The sequence below is a fragment of the Achromobacter sp. FW305-C-30-7 genome, assembly GCF_058783105.1.
Genome location: NZ_JBYSYI010000002.1, coordinates 687,999 through 707,240, shown reverse-complemented (window position 1 = coordinate 707,240; position 19,242 = coordinate 687,999). Strand labels below are relative to the sequence as shown.

Below are 19,242 nucleotides of genomic sequence, written 5' to 3'. Positions count from 1 at the left end.
TCCGTATGAGCAGCAAGGCCCCAAAGGTCGCCATTCTTGGCTTTCACCTGGAATCCAATGCGTTCTGCCCGCCCTCGGTGGAAGCGGACTTCCAGGCGCAGTGCTGGGAAGCCGGCGATACCATCAGCGAACTGGTGCGCGGCCCCAGCCGCCTGCCCAGCGAGGTGGCCGGTTTTTATGACCGCATGAACCAGCTGGGCAATTGGACCCCCGCGCCACTGATCGTGATCGGCGCGCCGCCCGGCGGCCCGGCCAGCGCCGGCGTCTGGGCCGCCTTCCTGGCCGAGGCGGAGCAGCGCCTGCGTGCCGCCATGCCGGTGGACGCGATCTACGTGGCCAACCATGGGGCCTCGTCCGCGGAAGGCGAGAACGATACCGAAGGGGCGCTGATGCGCCTGCTGCGGGCGATTGTCGGTCCCGACGTGCCCATCGTGGCCACGCACGACCTGCACTGCAATGTGTCGGCCGAAACCGTGGATGCGCTGGACGGCCTGATCGCCTACCGCACCAATCCGCACGTGGATCAGCGCGAGCGCGCCGCCGAGGCCGCCGACATGATCCGCGAGATCCTGGATGGCACGCGCATGGTGACCGCCTACGTTCGCCTGCCGCTGACGCCGCCCTCCGTGACGCTGTCGACCGCCAGCGGACCTTATGCGGATCTGGTGGCGTTGGGGGCGTCGCTGACGCAGCGGCGCGGCGCAGGGCCGATTGCCAATGTGGCGGTGTGCGCGGGCTTCGTATTCTCCGACCTGCCCAAGTGCGGCGTGACCATCACGGTGACCGCGCGCGGCGATCTGCAGGCGGCGCGCCGCACGGCCTTGCAGGTGGCGCGCGCCGGCTGGGCCGATCGCGCACGCTACGTGGCCAATACCGTCGACGTGGCGCGCGCAGTGGCGCTGGCGCGCGAGGCCAGTCAGCCGTTGCTGTTCGCCGACGTTGCCGACAATCCTGGCGGCGGCGGCCGGGGCAACACCACCTGGCTGCTCAAGGCGTTTGACGAGGCGCGCATTGCGGGCGTGGTGATGGGGGTGTTCGTCGATCCAGACCTGGCCGCGCAGGCCGCGCAACTGGGCGTGGGCGCGGAATTCGAGGCGGTCTTCAACCGGGTCGAGAGCGAGTATTCGCGGCGCTATGCGACAAGGGCCCGGGTGCTGAAGCTGACGGATGGCGAAGGCATGGGCCGGCGCGGCATTCTGCGCGGGCGCAAGTTCTCGATGGGCGCGACCTGCCTGCTGGAGCTTGCGGAGTCGGGCATGAAAGTGGTGGTGGGCAGCCTGCGCCGCCAGTTGGCCGAGCCGGCCATGCTGGAGATGCACGGCATCGACATCGCCCAGGCGGGCCACGTGATCGTCAAGAGCCGCGGCCACTACCGCGCGGGCTTCGACGAGTTCTTCCCGAACGAGTGGATCCACGACGTGGACAGCCCGGGCCTGACTACGCCGAACCTGCGGCAGATCGCGTTCAAAGGCCTGCCACGGCCCGTCTGCCCGCTGGACGCCGACGCTGTCTGGCGCGAGCCCGACTGGGCTGCGGACCTGGCTGCCTAGGGCGGCAGGCCCGCCAGCGGACCCGCCCTAGCGGGCGGCGTCCGGCCCCGCCGCCATCCACGCGGGGTGGGCATAGGCGGCGTCGATCTGCGCACCCAGCGCTTCCACGAAGCGGGTGACGCTGGCCGGCAGTTGGCGGCCGGCCATGGTCTGGATGTGCATGTTGCGCTGGTGCAGTTCGGCGTTGGACATGGGGATGGTGATCAGCTCGCCGCGTTCGGTCGAGGTCATGACTGTGAGGTCCCCGGAAAAGCTGATCGCGCCCCAGCGCTGGCAACTGGTCTGGATCGCGCCCTGGTTATTGCAGGTCATCGCCACGTTGAGTTCGATCTTCTCGTGCATGCAGCACAGGTCGATGATGAAGCGGATCGTGCTGCCCGGCCCCATCAGCGCCACGGGATACTGGCCGATGTCGCGCATGGAAAGCGTCTTGCGGTCCGCCAGCGGATGGTCGGGCGCCATCACGGCAAACACCGGCATGCGGCGCGCATACTGCACATGCACCCCTTGGGGCGGCGACAGGTTGTAGCTCATGCCGATGTCGTCCTCGCCCTCGCGCACGCGGCGGTTGATTTCCGAGGACTGCAGGATGTTCAGCTCGAACCGCAGCGAGGGCTCGACCGCGAGGAATTCACCGATCACGCGCGGCAGCAACTCGCGTCCGAAGGCCTGATTGGCCGAAATGCGGATCAGCTTCTGGCCGATCTGGCTCAGGTCGCGGATTTCGGCGCGGGCGCGCTCGGCCTCCAGCGAGGCCCGGCGCGCGTAGGCCTTCAGCAACTGGCCGGCTTCGGTCAGGACCATGCCGCGGGCATGGCGGTCGAACAGCAGGGTCTGGTGTTCTTCCTCCAGCTTGCGCACCATCCGGCTGACCGCCGACGGCGCCACGTGCAGCTTCTGCGCGGCGACCGTGAGCGAGCCCGAATCCACGACTTCCAGGAAATAGCGCAAGGCGGTGTTGAGCATGACGGCGGGTAGTGTTGCGGCGCGTTCAATACTAACGGAAAACCAGGGGAATACCGTGCGCGCCCGGCCAGCTCTCAAGTGGCTTGCGGAAAGCCCCCGTAGGGCGCCCACCCCGATCCCGCGATGACGCCGCCGTCGCACGGGATGGTGGCGCCGGTGACTACCGCGGCCGCGGGGGAAAGCAGGAAGAACACGACTTCGGCGATCTCTCGCGGCTGCATCAGGCGGCCCAGCGGCGTGGCGTTCAGGATCGGCGTCATGTCGCGCTCCCCCTGACGCTCCTTGGGTCTGAGAAAGGGCGTGTCGGTCCAGCCCGGCGCGATGGCGTTGACGCGCACTCCGCGCCGCGCCCAGTGCACGGCAAGAGCCTCGGTCAGGTTCACGACCGCCGCCTTGGCCGGGCCGTAGGCCAGCACCGGCCCGGGACGGAACGACAGCACGGACGCCACGTTGACGACCGCGCCGCGGCCGCGCGCGGCCATGGCGCTGCCGAACACGCGGCAGGACGTGTAGGTGCCCTTCAGGTGGGAATCCACCACCCGTTCCCAGGCCTCGACCGGATAGTCCTCGATGGCGGTGGGAACCTGGGCGATGCCGGCGCAGTTCACCAGTCCCGTTACCGGCGGCAGGAGGGCGGCAAGCTGCTCTTGCGCAGTCCGCAGCCCGGCCTCGTCCAGCACGTCGCCCGGGGCCGCCACGGCGCGCGGGCCGAGTTCCTGCGCCAGCGCCTGCGCGGCTTCCAGGTTCAGGTCCAGGATAGCGACGTGGCCGCCCGCCTGTACCACGCGTCGGCACACCGCCGCGCCGATGCCGCTGGCGCCGCCGGTAACGATGACCGACAGGGTCGGGGCCGTTGTGGAATCATCCATTTATCTTCCCCAGCGCGCCTTCAGGCGCTGTTCGAACAGGCGCAGGGCAAGGTCGATGCCTATGCCGACGATGCCGATGGCGATCATGCCGGCCATGACGATATTGGTGGCGACGTTGAGCTGCCCCTGCACCATCATGTAGCCGATGCCGTTGCCCACCACGATCAGTTCCGCGCCCACCAGCGACTGCCAGCCTATGCCGGCGCTGACCCGCAGGCCGGCCAGGATGGACGGCAGAGAGGCCGGCAGCAGCACTTCGGCGACGATGCGCGGGCCGCTCGCGCCCAGCGTGCGCGAGGCTTCGAGCAGGCGCGTGTCGACGAACTTGGCGCCGCGGTAGGCACTGATCAGGCAGGGCGGGAAGGCGCCCGCGAAGATGATCAGGGTGGGGCCGCCTATGCCGGTGCCGAACCACAGGCCGGCGAAGGGCACCCAGGCGATCGGCGCAACGAAACGCAGCGCATCGAAGAACGGGCTGACCACGTCGTCCAGCCAGCGGTACCAGCCCATCAGCAGGCCTAGCGGAATGCCTACCGCCGCGGCCAGCAGGAAGCCGCAGGCGAAGCGGTAGAGGCTGGCGCCCAGGTGCGTCCACAGCGTGGCGCCGGAATAGGGCTCGTTGCTGTACTGCACGATGGTCCGCAGCACGGTCAGCGGGCCAGGCAGGTAGTTGGGCGGAAAGACCCCGCCCACGCTCAACAGGTGCCAGGCCATGAAGAATCCGGCCAGCCCCAGGCACGACAGGCCGAAGGTGAAGGCGGGCGAGTCGCCCGAGGCGCGTGTCAGCGTAGCCATGGCAATGCCCTCTTTTCGATCCATTCCAGTCCGCGGGTCATCACCGCGCCCAGCAGGCCCACCCAGACCATGGCGTAGAGGATCATGCCGGGCCGGATGTCCAGCGCCGCGGTGTCCAGCACCTTGCCCAGGCCGATGAAGGCGCCGATGAGTTCCGCTGCCACCAGGGTCATCCACGCGGTCTGCAGCGACAGGCGCAGGCCGGTGAAGATCATGGGCATGGAACCGGGGATCAGCACGTCGCGCAGCATGCGCAGCGGATTGCCCGCGCCATGCACGCGCGCGGCTTCGATCAGCGTGGGATCGATGTTGCGCACGCCGGCATAGGTGTTGATCACGGCTGGCGTGAACGAGGACACCCAGATCAGGAAGATCTTCGCCGGGTCGCCCAGCCCCAGCCAAAGGATGGCCAGCGGAATCCAGGCCAGCGGCGGAATCGGGCGCAGCAGCGAGAACACCGGCCCGACCAGCGCGTCGATGCGTTTGCTGAATCCCATCAGCAGGCCCAGCGGCACGCCGGTGCCGATGGCGACCAGAAAGCCCAGGAACACCAGGCGCAGACTGTGGCCGATGTGCTGGAACAGCGTGCCGCCGGCGTAGCCGGAGTCGCGCGACAGCTGCACGGCGGCCTGCCAGGTCGTGAGCGGCGTGGGAAAGCGCGCGCCGTTGACCAGGCCCAGCGCCGACACGATCCACCAGGCGGCGAAGGCCACGGCGACGGCGGCCACGCCTACGGTAATCCTGCGGCGCGAGGCGCGCGGCCGGCGCGCGGGCAGGGTGGCGATGTGTTCACTCATGGCCGGACCTCGCGGCGTCGCGCTCCAGATGAGCCACGTCTTCCAGCAGCAGCAGCATGGCGGTGCAGTCCTGCTCCTGCCGGCCCCAGGACTTGGCCAGCGCGAACATCTCGCGGGCGTAGCCGCCCAGGCCCAGCGGCGCGCCCACCGAGGCGGCCAGGTTCATGGCCAGGTTGATGTCCTTGTAGCCCATGCGCATGGGGAAGTCGGGACTGATATCGCCCGCCAGCACCTTGCCGGGGAAATTGGTCAGGAGCTGTCCGCGTCCGGCAGTGGTGTTGGACAACACCTTGACGACGGTGGCGCGGTCCAGCCCGAGCTTGGCGGCGAACATCAGCGCTTCGCCCGTCAGCACCATGCCGACCATGGACATGTAGTTGTTGACCAGCTTGAGCCGGATGCCCGAGCCGAAAGGACCGACATGCACGATCTCGTCGGCCATGGCGGCGAAGATGGGCGCGGCCTGGTCGAAGTCGGCCTGCGCGCCGCCAGCCATGATCAGCGCCTTGCCCTGCGCCGCCTCGCGCGGCGTGCGCCCCACGGGGGCGTCGATGCAGCGCAGGCCCAGGCCCGCGAGGTCGGCGGCGATGCGGTCTGTCTCGACCGCGTCGCCCGTGCTCATTTCGATGACCAGGGCGCCCGGATTCAAGCCCGCGGCCGCGCCGTCGGCGCCGAAGAGGGCGTCGCGGACATGCGCGGAAGTGGGCAGCATGGTGATCGCCACATCGCAGCCGCGGGCGGCGTCCAGCGGCGTGGCTGCGCGCCGGAAACCCGTGTCGGTCAAGCGCTCCATGGCCGCGGGCACGACGTCGTAGCCTGATACTTCATACCCCTGCGCGGCCAGGTTGCGCAGCATCGCGCTCCCCATGACGCCCAGGCCCAGGAATGCGATGCGGGGTGATTCGGTGTGTTCCATGGGGCTTGCTCCGGTGTGGTCAGCTGCCTAGCCGCGCACTGGTGCTGCTGCGCGGCGGCGCGGTGGTGTCGCGGACGATCAGTTCCAGTTCGATGCAGACGTTCTCGGGCGGCGTGTCGGCGTCGGCCGCCAGCAGAATGCTGGCAGCGCGCTGGCCCAGCTCGAAGGCCGGCACGTTCAGGGTGGTGATGCCTGGCCGGCAATGGGCGGCCATTTCGATGTTGTCGAAGCCCGTGATCGAAATCTGCTCGGGCACGCGCAGGTTTTGCCACAGGCACTCCTGCAGCGCGCCGTAGGCCAGGATGTCGTTGCCGCACATGACCGCGGTGGGCGGCTCGGGCAGGCGCAGCAGCGCGGCCATGGCGCGCCGCGCTTCCGGCACGGTGTAGGGCTTTTCGATGACGTACTGCGGCGGCAGGTCGATGCCACGGCGCTTGAGCGCGCGCGTGAAGCCGGCCACGCGGTCGGCGGCGCGGTCGTTGTCCTTGGAAATACCGGCGATCACGCCGAGACGGCGGTGGCCGATGTCCAGCAAGTAGTCGGCGATGCGCTGCGCCGCGGCGGCGTTGTCCCAGCCCACCATCGGCCAGGCGTCTGCGGCGTCGTAATGGCAGGTGGTGACGAAGGGAATGCCCTTGGACTGCAGCAGTTCGTAGATCTCGGGGTCGCGGCTGCGACCGACCAGCATCATGGCGTCCACGCCGCGCTCGATCAGCGCCCGCACTTCGCCGGCTTCGCGCGCCGGGCTGTAGTTGGTGCTGGCCAGCAGCAGCTGGTAGCCGTGTTCATGGATGGTCTGCTGCATGCCGTCGACCAGCTTGGCGAACAGCGCACTGTCCACGGTGGGAATGATGGCGCCCATGGTGCGGGTCTTGCGCGACGCCAGCGAACGGGCAGCGCCGTGCGGCACGTAGCCAGCTTCCGCCAGCAGCGCCATGGCGCGGGCGCGCAGGTCCGGCCGCACTTGTTCAGGGTGGTTCAGCACCCGCGACAAGGTGGCCGAGGAGATGCCGCCGCTGGCGGCAATCGACTTCAGAGTGTCCCCGGATAGGGGCGCGGACTTTCGCTTCATTTTTTGAAAGCGCTTTCAGAAATTGGATGATGTGAATATACAGTTATTGAAACGCTGTGGGCGATTTCTAGGGTTTTCTCGGGGTTGAATGAGATGGCTGCGCGCTTATTCTCTGTATGCGCTTTCAAAAAACCGAGCCCAGACGCAGATCCGGGCCTGCTATCCGGGGAATGCCGCGGCAGCTCGCGCATGCAGACCGGAATCCACTATCTGGAGACTAAGCATGTCGAGAATCCCCCGCATCCTGGGTCTGTGCCTGGCGCCGCTGGGCGCCTTGCTGTTGAGCCCGTCCGTGTCGGCCCAGGCGCCGACGCCCATCAAGGTCAGCTACCAGATCGCCTATTGGGCGCTGCCGATCTACATCGCCACGGAAAAAAACTGGTGGGCCGAAGCGGGCCTGAAGCCGGAATTCGTGGTGTATCCCGCGGGCGCGCAGCAGATCGCCGGCTCCGCCTCAAAGTCCTGGGACGTGGGCGGCACGGGGTCGCCGCCGGCGGTGCTGGGCGCGCAGCGCTACGGCATCGTGACGCTGGGCGTCACCAATGATGAATCCACCGCCAACGGCGTCATGGCGCGCAAAGAGAACGCCGCGGCCGTGCGCAGCAATGCGGCCAAGGAAGTGAAGGGCAAGCAGATCCTGCTCAGCCCCAACTCCACGGGCGAATACGCGACCATGGCCTGCCTGAAGAAGTGGGGCATGCAGCGCAGCGACGTCAGCGTGGTGACGCTTGCTCCGGCGCAATTGGTGTCCGCCTTCACCGGCGGCAACGGCATGCTGGCCGGCACCTGGGCGCCCAACTTCTACACGCTCAACGAGCAGATCGGCGCCGAAGTCGTATGCAGCGGCAAGGACGCCGGCGTGATGATCCCGGGCGCGCTGGTGGCGCGCGGCGAATTCGCGCAGCAGAACCCGGACGCGGTCGCCAAGTTCCTGGCGGTGTACCTGCGGGCCGTCAGTTTCGAGAAAAACAACAAGGCGGAAGCCATGGGCTACCTGCGCAAGTTGTTCCAGGCCAACGGCATCAAGCTCAACGACGGCTATCTGGGGCAGGAATTGGATCGGCCGATCTTCACGCTGGACGAGCAGCTCAAGCTGATGTCGCGCGCCGGCGGCAAGTCCACGCTGGACAACGCCTATGAAGCCCTGTCGGGCTACCTGAAGGGCGTGGGCACCATCACCGAGGTGCCCGATCCCAAGACCTACATCACGGACGACTACATGAAGCGCGTCGACCAGACCCCGGCGCTCAAGACCTTCGCCAACAAGACCAACTGAGCTTCATCCTTCTTCCGCGAGGCCACACCATGGCAGTAAGCAAGCTCAAATCCGCGGCCAAACAGCCCCAGGGCAATGAGGCCGCCGCACGCGAAGTCGCCGCCGAGATGCTGGCGAACATCAAGTCCGGCGGCGAGGCCGCGGTGCGCGACTACGCCCGGCGCCTGGACAAATGGGAGGGGGACATCCTGGTCGGCGCCGCCGAGATCGAACGGCGTACCGCAGCCATCTCCGACGGCATCAAGCGCGACATCGAATTCGCCGCCGGCCAGGTGCGCAAGTTCGCCCAGGCGCAGATGGCTTCGGTGCGCGAGTTCGAACTGGAGCTGGCGCCGGGCCTGGTCGCCGGGCAGCGGCTGATACCTGTCAACGTGGCGGGCTGCTACGTGCCCACGGGGCGTTATGCGCACATCGCGTCGGCCTACATGAGCATCGCCACCGCCAAGGCGGCCGGGGTGCCCACGGTCATCGCCTGCTCCACGCCCTACCGCGGCGAGGGCATACATCCGCAGGTGCTGTACGCCATGAAGGTGGCAGGGGTGGACGCCGTGATGACGCTGGGGGGCGTACAGGCGATCGCCGCCATGGCCTACGGCCTGTTCACCGGCAAACCGGCCGACATCATTGTCGGGCCGGGCAACAAATTCGTGGCGGAGGCCAAGCGCATGCTGTTCGGCAGCGTAGGCATCGACGTCTTCGCCGGCCCGTCGGAGGTCTGCATCATCGCCGACGCCTCGGCGGATCCGGCTATCGTCGCCTCCGACCTGGTGGGGCAGGCCGAGCACGGACACGAGTCGCCGGCCTGGCTGATTACCACCGACCGTGCCCTGGCCGAATCCGTGCTGCAGCGGGTGCCCGAGCTGATCGAGTCCTTGCCGCCCACCGCGCGGGACGCGGCCGGCGCCGCCTGGCGCGACTATGGCGAGGTGGTGCTGTGCGATACCCGCGAAGAGGCAGTGGCGGTCTCGGACCGCTACGCCAGCGAACACCTGGAGGTCCATTGCGAGGATCTGGACTGGTGGTTCCGGCACCTGACCTGCTATGGCTCGCTGTTCCTGGGCGAGGAAACCACGGTGGCGTTCGGCGACAAGGCCAGCGGCACCAACCACATCCTGCCCACCAAGGGCGCGGCGCGCTATTCGGGCGGCCTGTCGGTGCATAAGTTCATCAAGACGGTCACCTGGCAGCGCATGACGCGCCAGGCCAGCCGCGATACCGCCCAGGTGACTGCACGGATCTCGCGCCTGGAAGGCATGGAGGCGCATGCGCGCACGGCGGACGACCGCCTGGCCAAGTACTTCCCCCAGGAATCCTTCGAACTGGGCGAACCCGTGCGGGAGTGAGGCCATCATGCAGAACGACATGTCCCGCCTGTTCGACCTGGATGGCCGCGTCGCCTTGGTAAGCGGCGGCAGTTCCGGCATCGGCAAGGCCATCGGCCTGGCGCTGGCGCGGGCCGGCGCCAGCGTGGTGCTGGTGGCGCGGCGCGAGCAGGAGCTGGCTTTTGCCGCAGGCGAGTTCGAAGACGAAGGGCTGCACGCGCGCGCCTTGCCCTGCGATCTGGCCGACCGCGATGCGCTAAGCGGTTTTGCCGCCCGCGCGGCCCGGCCGTTCGGCGCGCCCGACATCCTGGTCAACGCCTCGGGCATCAATGTGCGCAAGCCCTTCGAGGACACCGCCGACGAGGACTGGGACCGTTCGCTGGCGATCAACCTGACCGCGCCGTTCCTGCTGACGCGCGCGCTGGCGCCGGCCATGCGCGAGCGCGGCTGGGGCCGCATCATCAACATCACTTCGCTGCAGTGCGTGCGCGCTTTTCCCGACAGCGCGCCCTATGGCGCGTCCAAGGGCGGCCTGATGCAGCTGACCCGCGCCATCGCCGAGTACTGGTCGCGCCACGGCGTCACCTGCAATGCGATCGCGCCGGGCTTTTTCGAGACGCCGCTGACCGCGCCGGTAATGAGCGATCCGGCCCGCGTGCAGGCGCTGGCTGCCAGCACCATGATCGGACGCAACGGCCGGCTGGAGGACCTGCACGGCGCGGCCGTGTTCCTGGCGAGTGAGGCCTCGGCCTACATCACCGGGCAGACCCTGTTCATAGACGGCGGCTTTTCGGCCCGCTGACCGGCATCTCCGTGGAGTCCCGCCATGAAAGCCCTTGTCTACACCGCGCCCAGCCAGCTGACGTACCGCGAGGAACCCGATCCGGTGCAGGCGGACGGCGACGCGCTGCTGCGCATCGAGGCCGTGGGCATCTGCGGCTCCGACATGCACGCTTATCACGGGCATGACCCGCGCCGCAATCCGCCGCTGATCCTGGGGCACGAGTTCGTCGGCACGCGGGTGGGCGGCAGCCGCGCTGGCCAGCGGGTCACCGGCAACCCGCTGATCCATTGCGGCCACTGCGATTTCTGCGTGCAGGGCCGCAACAATCTGTGCCGCAACCGCGGCATGGTGGGCATGACGCGTCCCGGTGCGTTCGCCGAATTCATGGCCATCCCCGAACGCTGCCTGATTCCCGTGCCGCAGGACATGCCGGCCGCCGCCGCCGCGCTGACCGAGCCGGCGGCCACCGCCTTGCACGGCGTGGCGCTGGCGCAGCGGGCACTGTTCCGTCCGCTGGCCGAAGCCCGGGCGCTGGTCGTGGGCGGCGGCGCCATCGGCCTGCTGACGGCGCTGCTGCTGCGCAGCCAGGGTTGCCGCGTCAGCCTGGCCGAAACCAATCCGCTGCGCCGCGCCTCGGCGCAGCGGCATGCGGACTGCATGGCCTTCGACCCGCGCCAGACTGCTCCGGCGCAGGGCGCCTATGAACTGGTGGTGGACGCCGTGGGCGGCAAGCTCACGCGTCCGGCCGCGCTGGCCGCGGTCCAACCAGGCGGCGTCATGCTGCATATCGGCCTGCAGGACTGGGCCAGCGAGATCGACATGCGGCGGCTGACGCTGGACGAGATCACCTTGATCGGCGCCTACACCTACACCAGCGCCGACCTGTGGGCCACCGTGGACGCGCTGCACCGGGGCGTCTTCGGCGATCTGTCCTGGGTCGAGGAGCGCGAGCTGGGAGTGGGCGCGCAGGCCTTCTCCGACCTGGACGGCGGCCGCGCGGCGTCGGCCAAGATCGTGCTGAGGACGCATTGACATGGCCCGGCATCCCCTGTCCCCCCGCGCCGTCGCCGGCGCCCTGGCTCTGCTCGACCGGAGCGCTGCCATGACCGTCGTCAGCCCCCCCGCCCGTTCGCCCGCGCCGGTACGTCGGCGCTTGTCCCTGCGTTGGCTGGTCAGCGGCGCCTCGGTTGCGGTGTTGCTGCTGGCCTGGTATCTGGCCACGGGTCCGCTGGAACTCCTGAGCGCGGTGCAACTGCCGTCACCGGTTGATGCCTGGGATGCCTTGCTGGAGATCGCCGGCGAGGGCTATGCCGATGGCACGCTGCTGCAGCACATCACGTCCAGCACCGGGCTGGTGCTGTACGGCTTCGCCGCGGCGGCGCTGACCGGCGTGCCGCTGGGCATCCTGATGGGGCAGAGCCGGCTGGTCGAGGCCTACGTCAATCCGGTGTTCCAGATCGTCCGGCCGATCGCGCCGATTGCCTGGATTCCGCTGACCATCCTGTGGTTCGGACTGGGCACCAGCGCCAAGGTCTTCGTGATCTGGCTGGCGGCCTTCGCGCCCACAGTGATCAACACTTATACCGGCGTGCGCAACATCGACGGCACGCTGATCCAGGCGGCGCGAGTCAACGGCGCGGTCGGCCGCCGCATGCTGCTGGATGTCATCGTGCCTGGCGCCTTGCCTGCCATCTTCACGGGGCTGCGGACTTCGCTGCAGGCCTGCTGGATGGTGCTGGTGGCCGCGGAACTGGTCGGCTCCTTCATCGGCCTGGGCCATGTGCTGATCATCGCCACCCGCGACTTGAACTCGGGAATGATCGTGGTGGCGATGGCCGCCGTGGCCGGCATGGGCATGCTGATGTCGGCGCTGCTGGCGCAAATCGAACGCAGGGTGATGCCATGGAAAGCATGAACAGGGCACTCCGTGGCAGCGGCCACGCCATCGTCTCGCGCCGGGTGTTGGAACGCTGGCTGATGCCGGCCCTGGGCATCGCCACGTTGTTTGGCGGCTGGGCGCTGCTCTCCGGCCTGGGGCTGGTGTCGCCGGCCTTTCTGCCGGGGCCGCTGACGGTGTTGCGCAGCATGGCCGAACACACGCGCGAGCCCTATGCGGGTTCGGTGCTGCAGATGCATCTGCTGGCCAGCCTGGAGAAATTCCTGATTAGTTTCTCCCTCGCGGTCCTGCTGGGCGTGCCGCTGGGGCTGTTCATGGGGCGTTTCAAGGCCCTGGACTGGGCGGTGGCGCCGGTGTTCGAGGCGTTCCGCTTCATTCCTCCCATTGCCTGGGTGCCGTTCGCGATCTTCTGGTTCGGCACCGGCTTCCTGTCGCCCACGCTGGTGATCTTTGCCGGGGCTTTCGCGCCTTGCGTGCTGAACGCCTACCGCGGCGCCAAGCAGATCGACCGCGCCCTGATCGAGGCCGGCCAGATGCTGGGGGCCGGGCGCTGGGTGACGCTGACCGAGATCCTGCTGCCCGCGTCGCTGGCGCACATCGTCGCCGGCATCCGGGTCGGCGCGGGGTTCGGCTGGCAGTCATTGATCGGCGCGGAACTCATTGTGGGGTCCACCGGGCTGGGCTACATGATCGTGCAGGGCGGCAGCAATCTGGAGCCCGCCATCGTGATCAGCGGAATGATCACCATCGGCCTGATAGGCGCGGGCATCGACTACGGCATGCGCGCCTTGCAGCGCCGGGTGCAGCGCAATTGGTCGCGGTGATCCACAAGAGGAGGGCGTAGAGGCAGGCAGTGCAGTTGGCGGCATTCCATACTGGAGAGAGACAGATGAAACACTACAAAGGCCTCAAGGCCTTGGCAGCGCTCGTGATCGGGTGCTGGCTGGGGGGACCCGGACAGGCGGCGGCCCAGGCCGCGCCCGCGGGCGCAGAGTTGTTCACCATCCGCATCGGCCAGCAGCCGCAGCGGTGGGCGCTGGAGTGGTACATCGCCAGCGAGAAAGGCTGGTGGCAAGAGGTGGGCCTGAAGCCGGAGATCTCGACCTTCGCCTCCGGCGCATTGGAGATCGCGGCGGGCGCGTCCGGATCATGGGACGTGGGCGGGGCGGGCAATATTCCGTCGCTGCTGGGGGCGTCGAAATACGGCTTGCAGACCATAGGCATCGCCGACGGCGAGGCCGCCATCATCACGCTGATGGCCACCAAGGACCGGGCCGACGAATACCTGAAGAATCCGGCGCTGCTCAAGGGCAAGACCATTCCCGTCACCAGCAACTCCACCGGCCAGTGGGGCGCGGCGGAATGCCTGTCCAGGAAGTTCGGGCTCAAGCCCGAGGACTATCGCTTCGTCAATCTGTCTCCGCCCGACATCAACGCGGCGGTAATGAGCGGCAAGTACGACATTTCTTCGGTATGGGCGCCCAACACCTACATCCTGCAAGAGGCCATAGGCGCAAAAGTGATCTGCACCGGCGCCGAACTGAAGATGCCGATCCACAGCTACCTGTTCACGACGCCGGCATTCGCCAAGCAGCATCCGGACAAGGTCGCCCGCTTCCTGGCGGTCTACCTGCGCGCGGTGGCCTGGCAGCGGGCGCATCCCGAAGAGGCGAGGGCCTACCTGAAAGCCTTCTTCGGCAGCGTGGGCGTGAAGTTCCCGGACAAGTACCTGGAGCAGGAACTGCGCGACCGGCCCGCCTTCGACCTGGCGGAGCAGACCAAGCTGTTCGCGCCCGGCCCGGGCGGTACCTCGGAGATGGTCGGCTGGTGGAACAGCGTGGGGGAATTCATGGTGTCCGCGGGCGTGGTCAAGAAGATCCCCGATCCCAAGACCATGGTCACGGGCAAGTATCTGCAGATGATCCAGGACGATCCCAAGCTCAGGGCCTTCGTCGCCGACGTCGCGAAGTAGGCCTGCGGCCGCGGCTCTCTATAAAGGAACGCAAGCATGAGTCAGATTACTTTCGAACGGGTGCAGCGCACGTTCAGCCGGGGCGGGGAGAGCTTCCTGGCCCTGGATGACGTGAGCTTCGAGGTGGGCGAGAGGGAATTCGTTTCCATCGTCGGGCCGTCCGGCTGCGGCAAGACCACGCTGATGCGCATGGCGGCCGGCCTGGAGTTTCCCTCGGCCGGCAGCGTGCGTGTGGGCGGCAAGGAAGTCGAGGAGCCGGGCCCGGACCGCGCCGTCGTGTTCCAGCAGTTCGCCTTGTTTCCCTGGAAGACCGTGACCGAGAACATCGGCTTCGGCCTGAAGTGCAAGGGCGCCACGCGCGAGGCGCGGGCCAAGACGGTGGCGCGCTACATAGAACTGATGGGCCTGTCGGGTTACGAGCAGGCCTATCCGCACCAGCTGTCCGGCGGCATGCAGCAACGCGTGGCCATCGCCCGCAGCTATGCGCTGGACCCCGACGTGCTGCTGATGGACGAGCCCTTCGGCGCGCTGGACGCCCAGACCCGCGTGGTCATGCAGGAAGAACTGGTCAAGCTGTCGCGGCTCAATCCGCGCACCGTGCTGTTCATCACCCACAGCGTGGAGGAAGCGGTGTACCTGTCCGACCGCGTGGTGGTGCTGACGGGTCGTCCCGGGCAGATCAAGGAAATCATCAACGTGGCCGACGTGCGCAAGCGCGAGGCCTGGGACAGCATGGAGCGCATCGAGGACGTGATGGACATGGAGGCGTTCGTGCATTTGCGCACGCACATCTGGAAGCTGCTGCGCGCGCAGGAGACCGAACCGCTGGACGCCGCCCTGGCCGCGGCCCACTGAAGGGAAGCATCGATGAAGCATATCAATGAAGGCGCGGCGCCCGCCGCGAAGACCTCGCGGCTTGCCGCCTTGCATACCGACACGCCCTGGTGGCGGCTAAGCGCCACCGCCGCGGACGCGCAGGCCATCGAGCCGCGCGAAATGGTCCGCATGCTGGAGCAACTGATACTGATCCGGCGCTTCGAGGAAAAACTCTTGAAGCTGAGCGTGGCCGGCATCCTGCATGGTCCGGCGCATTCCAGCATCGGCCAGGATGGGGCGGCCGTGGGCGTCATGTCGATGCTGGAGTCGGCGGACAAGATCAACGGCACCCATCGCATGCACCACCAGTTCCTGGCCAAGGCGCTGAACCACGCCACGCCGGCGGATTATTCGCCGCTGGCCTCGGATACGCTGGACGCGCACCGCGACGTGGTCTATCGGACCTATGCCGAGATCCTGGGCCTGACGCCAGGCTATTGCGGCGGGCGCGGCGGCTCCATGCACCTGCGCTATCCCGAGGCGGGCATCTATGGCTCCAATGCCATCGTGGGCGGCAACCCTTCGCACGCGGTGGGCTACGCCTTCGCCGACAAGCTGCGCGGGCGCGATCACGTGTCCGTGGCCTTCTTCGGCGACGGCGCCATGCAGAGCGGAGCGGCCTACGAGGCCATGAACCTGGCGGCGCTCTACAACACGCCGACGATATTCTTCGTGGAAAACAATCTGTACGCGGTGTCCACGCACGTGTCGGAGCAGACCCGCGAAACCCGCCTGTCGGCGCGCGGCCTGTCCCTGGGCGTGCCGGCCATCGAGTTCGACGGCATGGATGTCGTCGCGGCGCGCCTGGCCATGCAGGAGGCCCGCGCCATCATCCGCCGCGACCGCGGGCCGGTGTTGCTGGAAGCGCAGACCTACCGCTACCTGCACCAATCCGGCGCCCTGAAGGGCAGCGCTTTCCGCTACCGCGACAAGGACGAGGAAGAGGCCTGGGGCGTGCGTGATCCCATTTCGACCTTCCCGGCGCAGCTGAAGTCGCTCGGCCTGATCGACGACGCCGGCATGGTCCGCCTGGAAGGCCGTGCCGACGAGTTGATAGACGGCGCGCTGGACCGGCTGCTGGAGAACTATGGCGACGAGGCCGCGCAGCGTATCCGCCCCGAGCTGTGGCCGGACCCGGCCAGCGTGGACAGCGGCATCCGCGGCGACCTGAGTGAGCTCAAGGGTCTGCGTGCCGTCGAGCTGGAGGAGCGGGCGCCGGCCGACCTGGCGGACGCCAAGTTCCAGGACGTGATCTCGCGCGCCATGCTGCTGAATATGCAGCGCGATGACGGCATCTTCATCCTGGGCGAGGACGTGCATCGCCTGAAAGGAGGCACGGCCGGCGCCACCAAGGATATCGGCGACCATTTTCCGGACCGCCTTATCGGCACGCCGATCTGCGAGAACGGCTTCACCGGCCTGGCGCTGGGCGCGGCCTTGAACGGCATGCGCCCGGTGGTGGAGATCATGTATCCCGACTTCGCGCTGGTGGCGGCGGACCAGTTGTTCAACCAGATCGCCAAGGTGCGGCACATGTTCGGCGGCAAGTTCGCGGTGCCCGTGCTGGTGCGCAGCCGGGTCACGGCCGGCACCGGTTACGGCTCGCAGCATTCCATGGACGCCAGCGGCTTGTTCGCGCAATACCCGGGATGGCGCATCCTGGCGCCGTCGCGGCCTTACGACTACATCGGGCTGCTCAACGCCGCGCTGCGCTGCGACGATCCGGTCCTGATGGTGGAATACAACGACCTGTTCAAGCAGGTGGACAAGGTGCCCGCAGCAGATTGGGACTACATCGTGCCCATCGGGCGGGCCCGCGTCGCGCGCGACGGCGTGCGTTGCACCATCCTGACTTACGGCGTCATGGTAGATATCTGCTGCCAGGCCGCGGAGCGGACCGGCATCGATGCCCAGGTGATAGACCTGCGCACGCTGGATCCGCTAGGCATCGATTGGGAAACCATCGCGGCGGGCGTCAAGCGCACCCAGGCGCTGATGATCGTGGAGCAGACCACGCGCGGCACTTCGATCGGCTCGCGGGTGGCGACCGAGGCGCAGTCCCGGCTGTTCGACTGGTTGGACCACGAGATCGTGCACGTCACGGGCGCCAATTCCTCGCCCGTGGTTTCCAAGGTGCTGGAGCGCGCGGCGCTGGCGGATGCGCAGGCCGTGGAGACGGCGCTGCGGTCCCTGGATAGCCGCCGCGGCGGCTCACGCTGAGGCAGGCGCCTGCGCCTGGGAGAGACAAATGCTCAAAGACAAATTGCTTGCCACGCACCATACGGCTGTCTGCGTCAATGATTTCGAGCGCGCGCGGAATTTCTACACCGGTTTCCTCGGTTTCGAGCTGGAGGGGGAAATGGACCACCGCTGCGAGCCCGCGCTGGGCGAAGTGGTCGGCCTGCCGGGCGCGACCATACGCTGGGCCATGCTGCGCCACGGCGGGTACCGGGTCGAGCTGTTCAAGTACTACACGCCCGACGGCGACAAGCAGCCGCGCCGCCAATGCGATTTCGGCTACAGCCACATGGCTTTCGAGGTGGCGGATGTGGATGCGGTGTATGAGCAGGCGACGCAGGCCGGCTACGAAAGCGTGTCCTCGCCGCGCGTCATGCGGCAAGGACGTACCAAGGTGTTCTATCTGATGGAGCCTGAAGGAGCCATTACCGAGTTCATCCAGTTCATGAACCCGGCCGCCTGACGCCGCGCTGGCACAAGGCGCTCCGAATACTTGAGGGGCGCATCGGATTTCGAAGGAACAAGCATGACGAGAATGTTGGATATGGTCGTCCCGCCGACGGGCGAGGCCCTGGACGCGGCCCGCCTGGTCGCCTGGATCGTGACGCCGGGCCAGGCCTTCAAGGCGGGCGACGTGTTGGTCGAGATCGAAACGGACAAGTCCATCATTGAGGTGCCCGCGCACGATGACGGGGTCATGGTGGAGCATCTCGTCGCCGTGGACGGCATCGTGAACGCGGATACGGTGATAGCAAGAATCCAGATGGAAGGCGAGGGGACGCCAGTGCCGGCTCCGCGTGCTGCCGTGGCGGCGCAGTCTGCTTCCGCCAAGCCCGCAGGGGCTGCGCAGGCGGATGCGCCCGCTGCCACGCAGGGGCCGCCGGTGTCGAAACCAGCACCGCAGCCGGCGGAGGTCTCGCCGCCAGCTGCGCGCAAGTTTGCCACTCCCGCCGCCCGCCGCGTTGCGGCCGAGCGAGGCATCGCGCTGGACGGGGTGCAAGGGTCGGGCCCGAACGGCCGTGTGACCGTGGCGGACGTCGGGCAGGCAGGCATTGATGGAGTGGACCGCATGCAGGCCCGGGGGGCGCCGGGAAAAAAGCGTGAGGTTTGGGCTTCCACACGCCACGGCGATGTTCGCGTGACCCTGTGGGAAGGAAGCCGTGCCGGCAGCCAGACCGCCGTGCTCATCCACGGCATGTTCGGCGACCGCGACGCCTGGGCCAGCCTGGCGCACGCGCTCAGCCGCGCCGGACTGCGGGTGCTGGCCATGGATCTGCCTTGCCACGGCGCCACGCGCTCGCAGGCGACGCGCTTCGAGCATGTGGTGGATGCGGTGGCCGATACGGTCACGGCCCAATGCAACGGTTCCGTGACGCTGATCGGCCATTCCTTCGGCGCCGCCGTGGCAGCCCGGGCGGCGTCCCGGCCCGGCATGGCCGTGGACGGCCTGATCCTGATCGCGCCGGTCGGACTGGGCACGGAGATCGATCAGAGCTTTCTCACGGGCATGACGCATGCCGGCACCAACGAGGCCGCGCAGCGCGAACTGCAGAAGCTCACCGTCTCCGGCATGACGCCCTCGGGCAACTTCATCGACGCCTTGCGGCAAAGCACCCAGGCGCGCCGCGAATCGCTGATCGAACTGTGCAGGGAAGTCGGCTGGAACGGCGTGCAGCAACTGAGCATTGTCGCGGACCTGGTCAATCTTGCCTGCCGCTGCACGCTGATTCACGGCCGGCGCGACGCCGTCATTCCGTGGCGTCACGCCCTCAACGCGCCGCCGAGGACCGCGCTGCATCTGCTGCCGGACGCCGGCCACATGCCGCAATGGGAAGCCGGCAAGCTGGTGGCGGATATCGTGTTGGATGCGGTGGCGGCGACGCGCTGAACCGCCGGACGGCGGCTGCCGTGC

At 67.9% G+C, this 19,242-nt stretch carries 18 protein-coding genes; 12 read left to right on the top strand and 6 right to left on the bottom strand.

What is annotated here, in order from left to right; genetic code table 11:
- Positions 1-5: 5 nt before the first annotated feature.
- Positions 6-1,550, top strand: a complete 1,545-nt coding sequence (locus tag AC3WOB_RS10200) for a M81 family metallopeptidase (RefSeq protein WP_492274880.1) — start codon at positions 6-8, stop codon at positions 1,548-1,550.
- A 27-nt stretch (positions 1,551-1,577) separates the two neighbouring features.
- Here the strand turns inward: AC3WOB_RS10200 and AC3WOB_RS10195 are convergent, their stop codons facing one another.
- From AC3WOB_RS10195 to AC3WOB_RS10170, 6 genes are all read right to left on the bottom strand, one after another.
- Complete coding sequence (locus AC3WOB_RS10195) at positions 1,578-2,516, bottom strand: LysR family transcriptional regulator (protein ID WP_492274879.1); 939 nt, start codon at positions 2,514-2,516, stop codon at positions 1,578-1,580.
- Positions 2,517-2,590: 74 nt separating this feature from the next.
- Positions 2,591-3,385, bottom strand: coding sequence for an SDR family NAD(P)-dependent oxidoreductase (locus AC3WOB_RS10190; RefSeq protein ID WP_492274878.1), 795 nt, complete (start codon positions 3,383-3,385; stop codon positions 2,591-2,593).
- On the bottom strand, positions 3,386-4,180 hold the full coding sequence (locus tag AC3WOB_RS10185; protein WP_207468529.1) for an ABC transporter permease: 795 nt from the start codon (positions 4,178-4,180) through the stop codon (positions 3,386-3,388).
- Positions 4,168-4,977: an ABC transporter permease gene (locus AC3WOB_RS10180; RefSeq protein ID WP_013392081.1), complete on the bottom strand. Its 810-nt coding sequence runs from the start codon at positions 4,975-4,977 to the stop codon at positions 4,168-4,170. The genes AC3WOB_RS10185 and AC3WOB_RS10180 overlap by 13 nt, the downstream gene beginning before the upstream one ends.
- Positions 4,970-5,893 (bottom strand): NAD(P)-dependent oxidoreductase, encoded by a 924-nt coding sequence (locus AC3WOB_RS10175; protein ID WP_492274877.1) that lies wholly within the window; start codon positions 5,891-5,893, stop codon positions 4,970-4,972. The genes AC3WOB_RS10180 and AC3WOB_RS10175 overlap by 8 nt, the downstream gene beginning before the upstream one ends.
- 19 nt (positions 5,894-5,912) lie before the next feature.
- The gene (locus tag AC3WOB_RS10170) at positions 5,913-6,965 is read right to left on the bottom strand and encodes a LacI family DNA-binding transcriptional regulator (protein ID WP_013392083.1); all 1,053 of its coding nucleotides are present in this window, start codon (positions 6,963-6,965) and stop codon (positions 5,913-5,915) included.
- Between the two features lie 223 nt (positions 6,966-7,188).
- Between AC3WOB_RS10170 and AC3WOB_RS10165 the strand changes: the two genes are divergently transcribed.
- The 11 genes from AC3WOB_RS10165 to AC3WOB_RS10115 all read left to right on the top strand — a co-directional run bounded on the left by AC3WOB_RS10165 (position 7,189) and on the right by AC3WOB_RS10115 (position 19,218).
- Positions 7,189-8,241 (top strand): ABC transporter substrate-binding protein, encoded by a 1,053-nt coding sequence (locus AC3WOB_RS10165; protein ID WP_013392084.1) that lies wholly within the window; start codon positions 7,189-7,191, stop codon positions 8,239-8,241.
- A 29-nt stretch (positions 8,242-8,270) separates the two neighbouring features.
- On the top strand, positions 8,271-9,584 hold the full coding sequence (gene hpsN / locus AC3WOB_RS10160) for a sulfopropanediol 3-dehydrogenase (protein ID WP_492274876.1): 1,314 nt from the start codon (positions 8,271-8,273) through the stop codon (positions 9,582-9,584).
- A 7-nt stretch (positions 9,585-9,591) separates the two neighbouring features.
- Positions 9,592-10,365, top strand: coding sequence for an SDR family NAD(P)-dependent oxidoreductase (locus AC3WOB_RS10155; RefSeq protein WP_492274875.1), 774 nt, complete (start codon positions 9,592-9,594; stop codon positions 10,363-10,365).
- Between the two features lie 24 nt (positions 10,366-10,389).
- Positions 10,390-11,379 (top strand): alcohol dehydrogenase catalytic domain-containing protein, encoded by a 990-nt coding sequence (locus tag AC3WOB_RS10150; protein WP_492274874.1) that lies wholly within the window; start codon positions 10,390-10,392, stop codon positions 11,377-11,379.
- Positions 11,380-11,449: 70 nt separating this feature from the next.
- Complete coding sequence (locus AC3WOB_RS10145; RefSeq protein WP_492274873.1) at positions 11,450-12,262, top strand: ABC transporter permease; 813 nt, start codon at positions 11,450-11,452, stop codon at positions 12,260-12,262.
- Positions 12,259-13,068 (top strand): ABC transporter permease, encoded by an 810-nt coding sequence (locus AC3WOB_RS10140; protein ID WP_492274872.1) that lies wholly within the window; start codon positions 12,259-12,261, stop codon positions 13,066-13,068. The genes AC3WOB_RS10145 and AC3WOB_RS10140 overlap by 4 nt, the downstream gene beginning before the upstream one ends.
- A gap of 65 nt (positions 13,069-13,133) precedes the next feature.
- Positions 13,134-14,216 (top strand): ABC transporter substrate-binding protein, encoded by a 1,083-nt coding sequence (locus tag AC3WOB_RS10135; RefSeq protein WP_013392090.1) that lies wholly within the window; start codon positions 13,134-13,136, stop codon positions 14,214-14,216.
- A gap of 36 nt (positions 14,217-14,252) precedes the next feature.
- Positions 14,253-15,071 (top strand): ABC transporter ATP-binding protein, encoded by an 819-nt coding sequence (locus AC3WOB_RS10130; protein WP_013392091.1) that lies wholly within the window; start codon positions 14,253-14,255, stop codon positions 15,069-15,071.
- Between the two features lie 12 nt (positions 15,072-15,083).
- Positions 15,084-17,312 carry an alpha-ketoacid dehydrogenase subunit alpha/beta gene (locus AC3WOB_RS10125; RefSeq protein WP_492274871.1) on the top strand — a complete coding sequence of 743 codons (2,229 nt, stop codon included), beginning with the start codon at positions 15,084-15,086 and terminating at the stop codon, positions 17,310-17,312.
- A gap of 28 nt (positions 17,313-17,340) precedes the next feature.
- On the top strand, positions 17,341-17,793 hold the full coding sequence (locus AC3WOB_RS10120; protein WP_013392093.1) for a VOC family protein: 453 nt from the start codon (positions 17,341-17,343) through the stop codon (positions 17,791-17,793).
- Between the two features lie 63 nt (positions 17,794-17,856).
- Positions 17,857-19,218, top strand: coding sequence for an alpha/beta fold hydrolase (locus tag AC3WOB_RS10115; protein ID WP_492274870.1), 1,362 nt, complete (start codon positions 17,857-17,859; stop codon positions 19,216-19,218).
- The last annotated feature ends 24 nt before the right edge of the window (positions 19,219-19,242 follow it).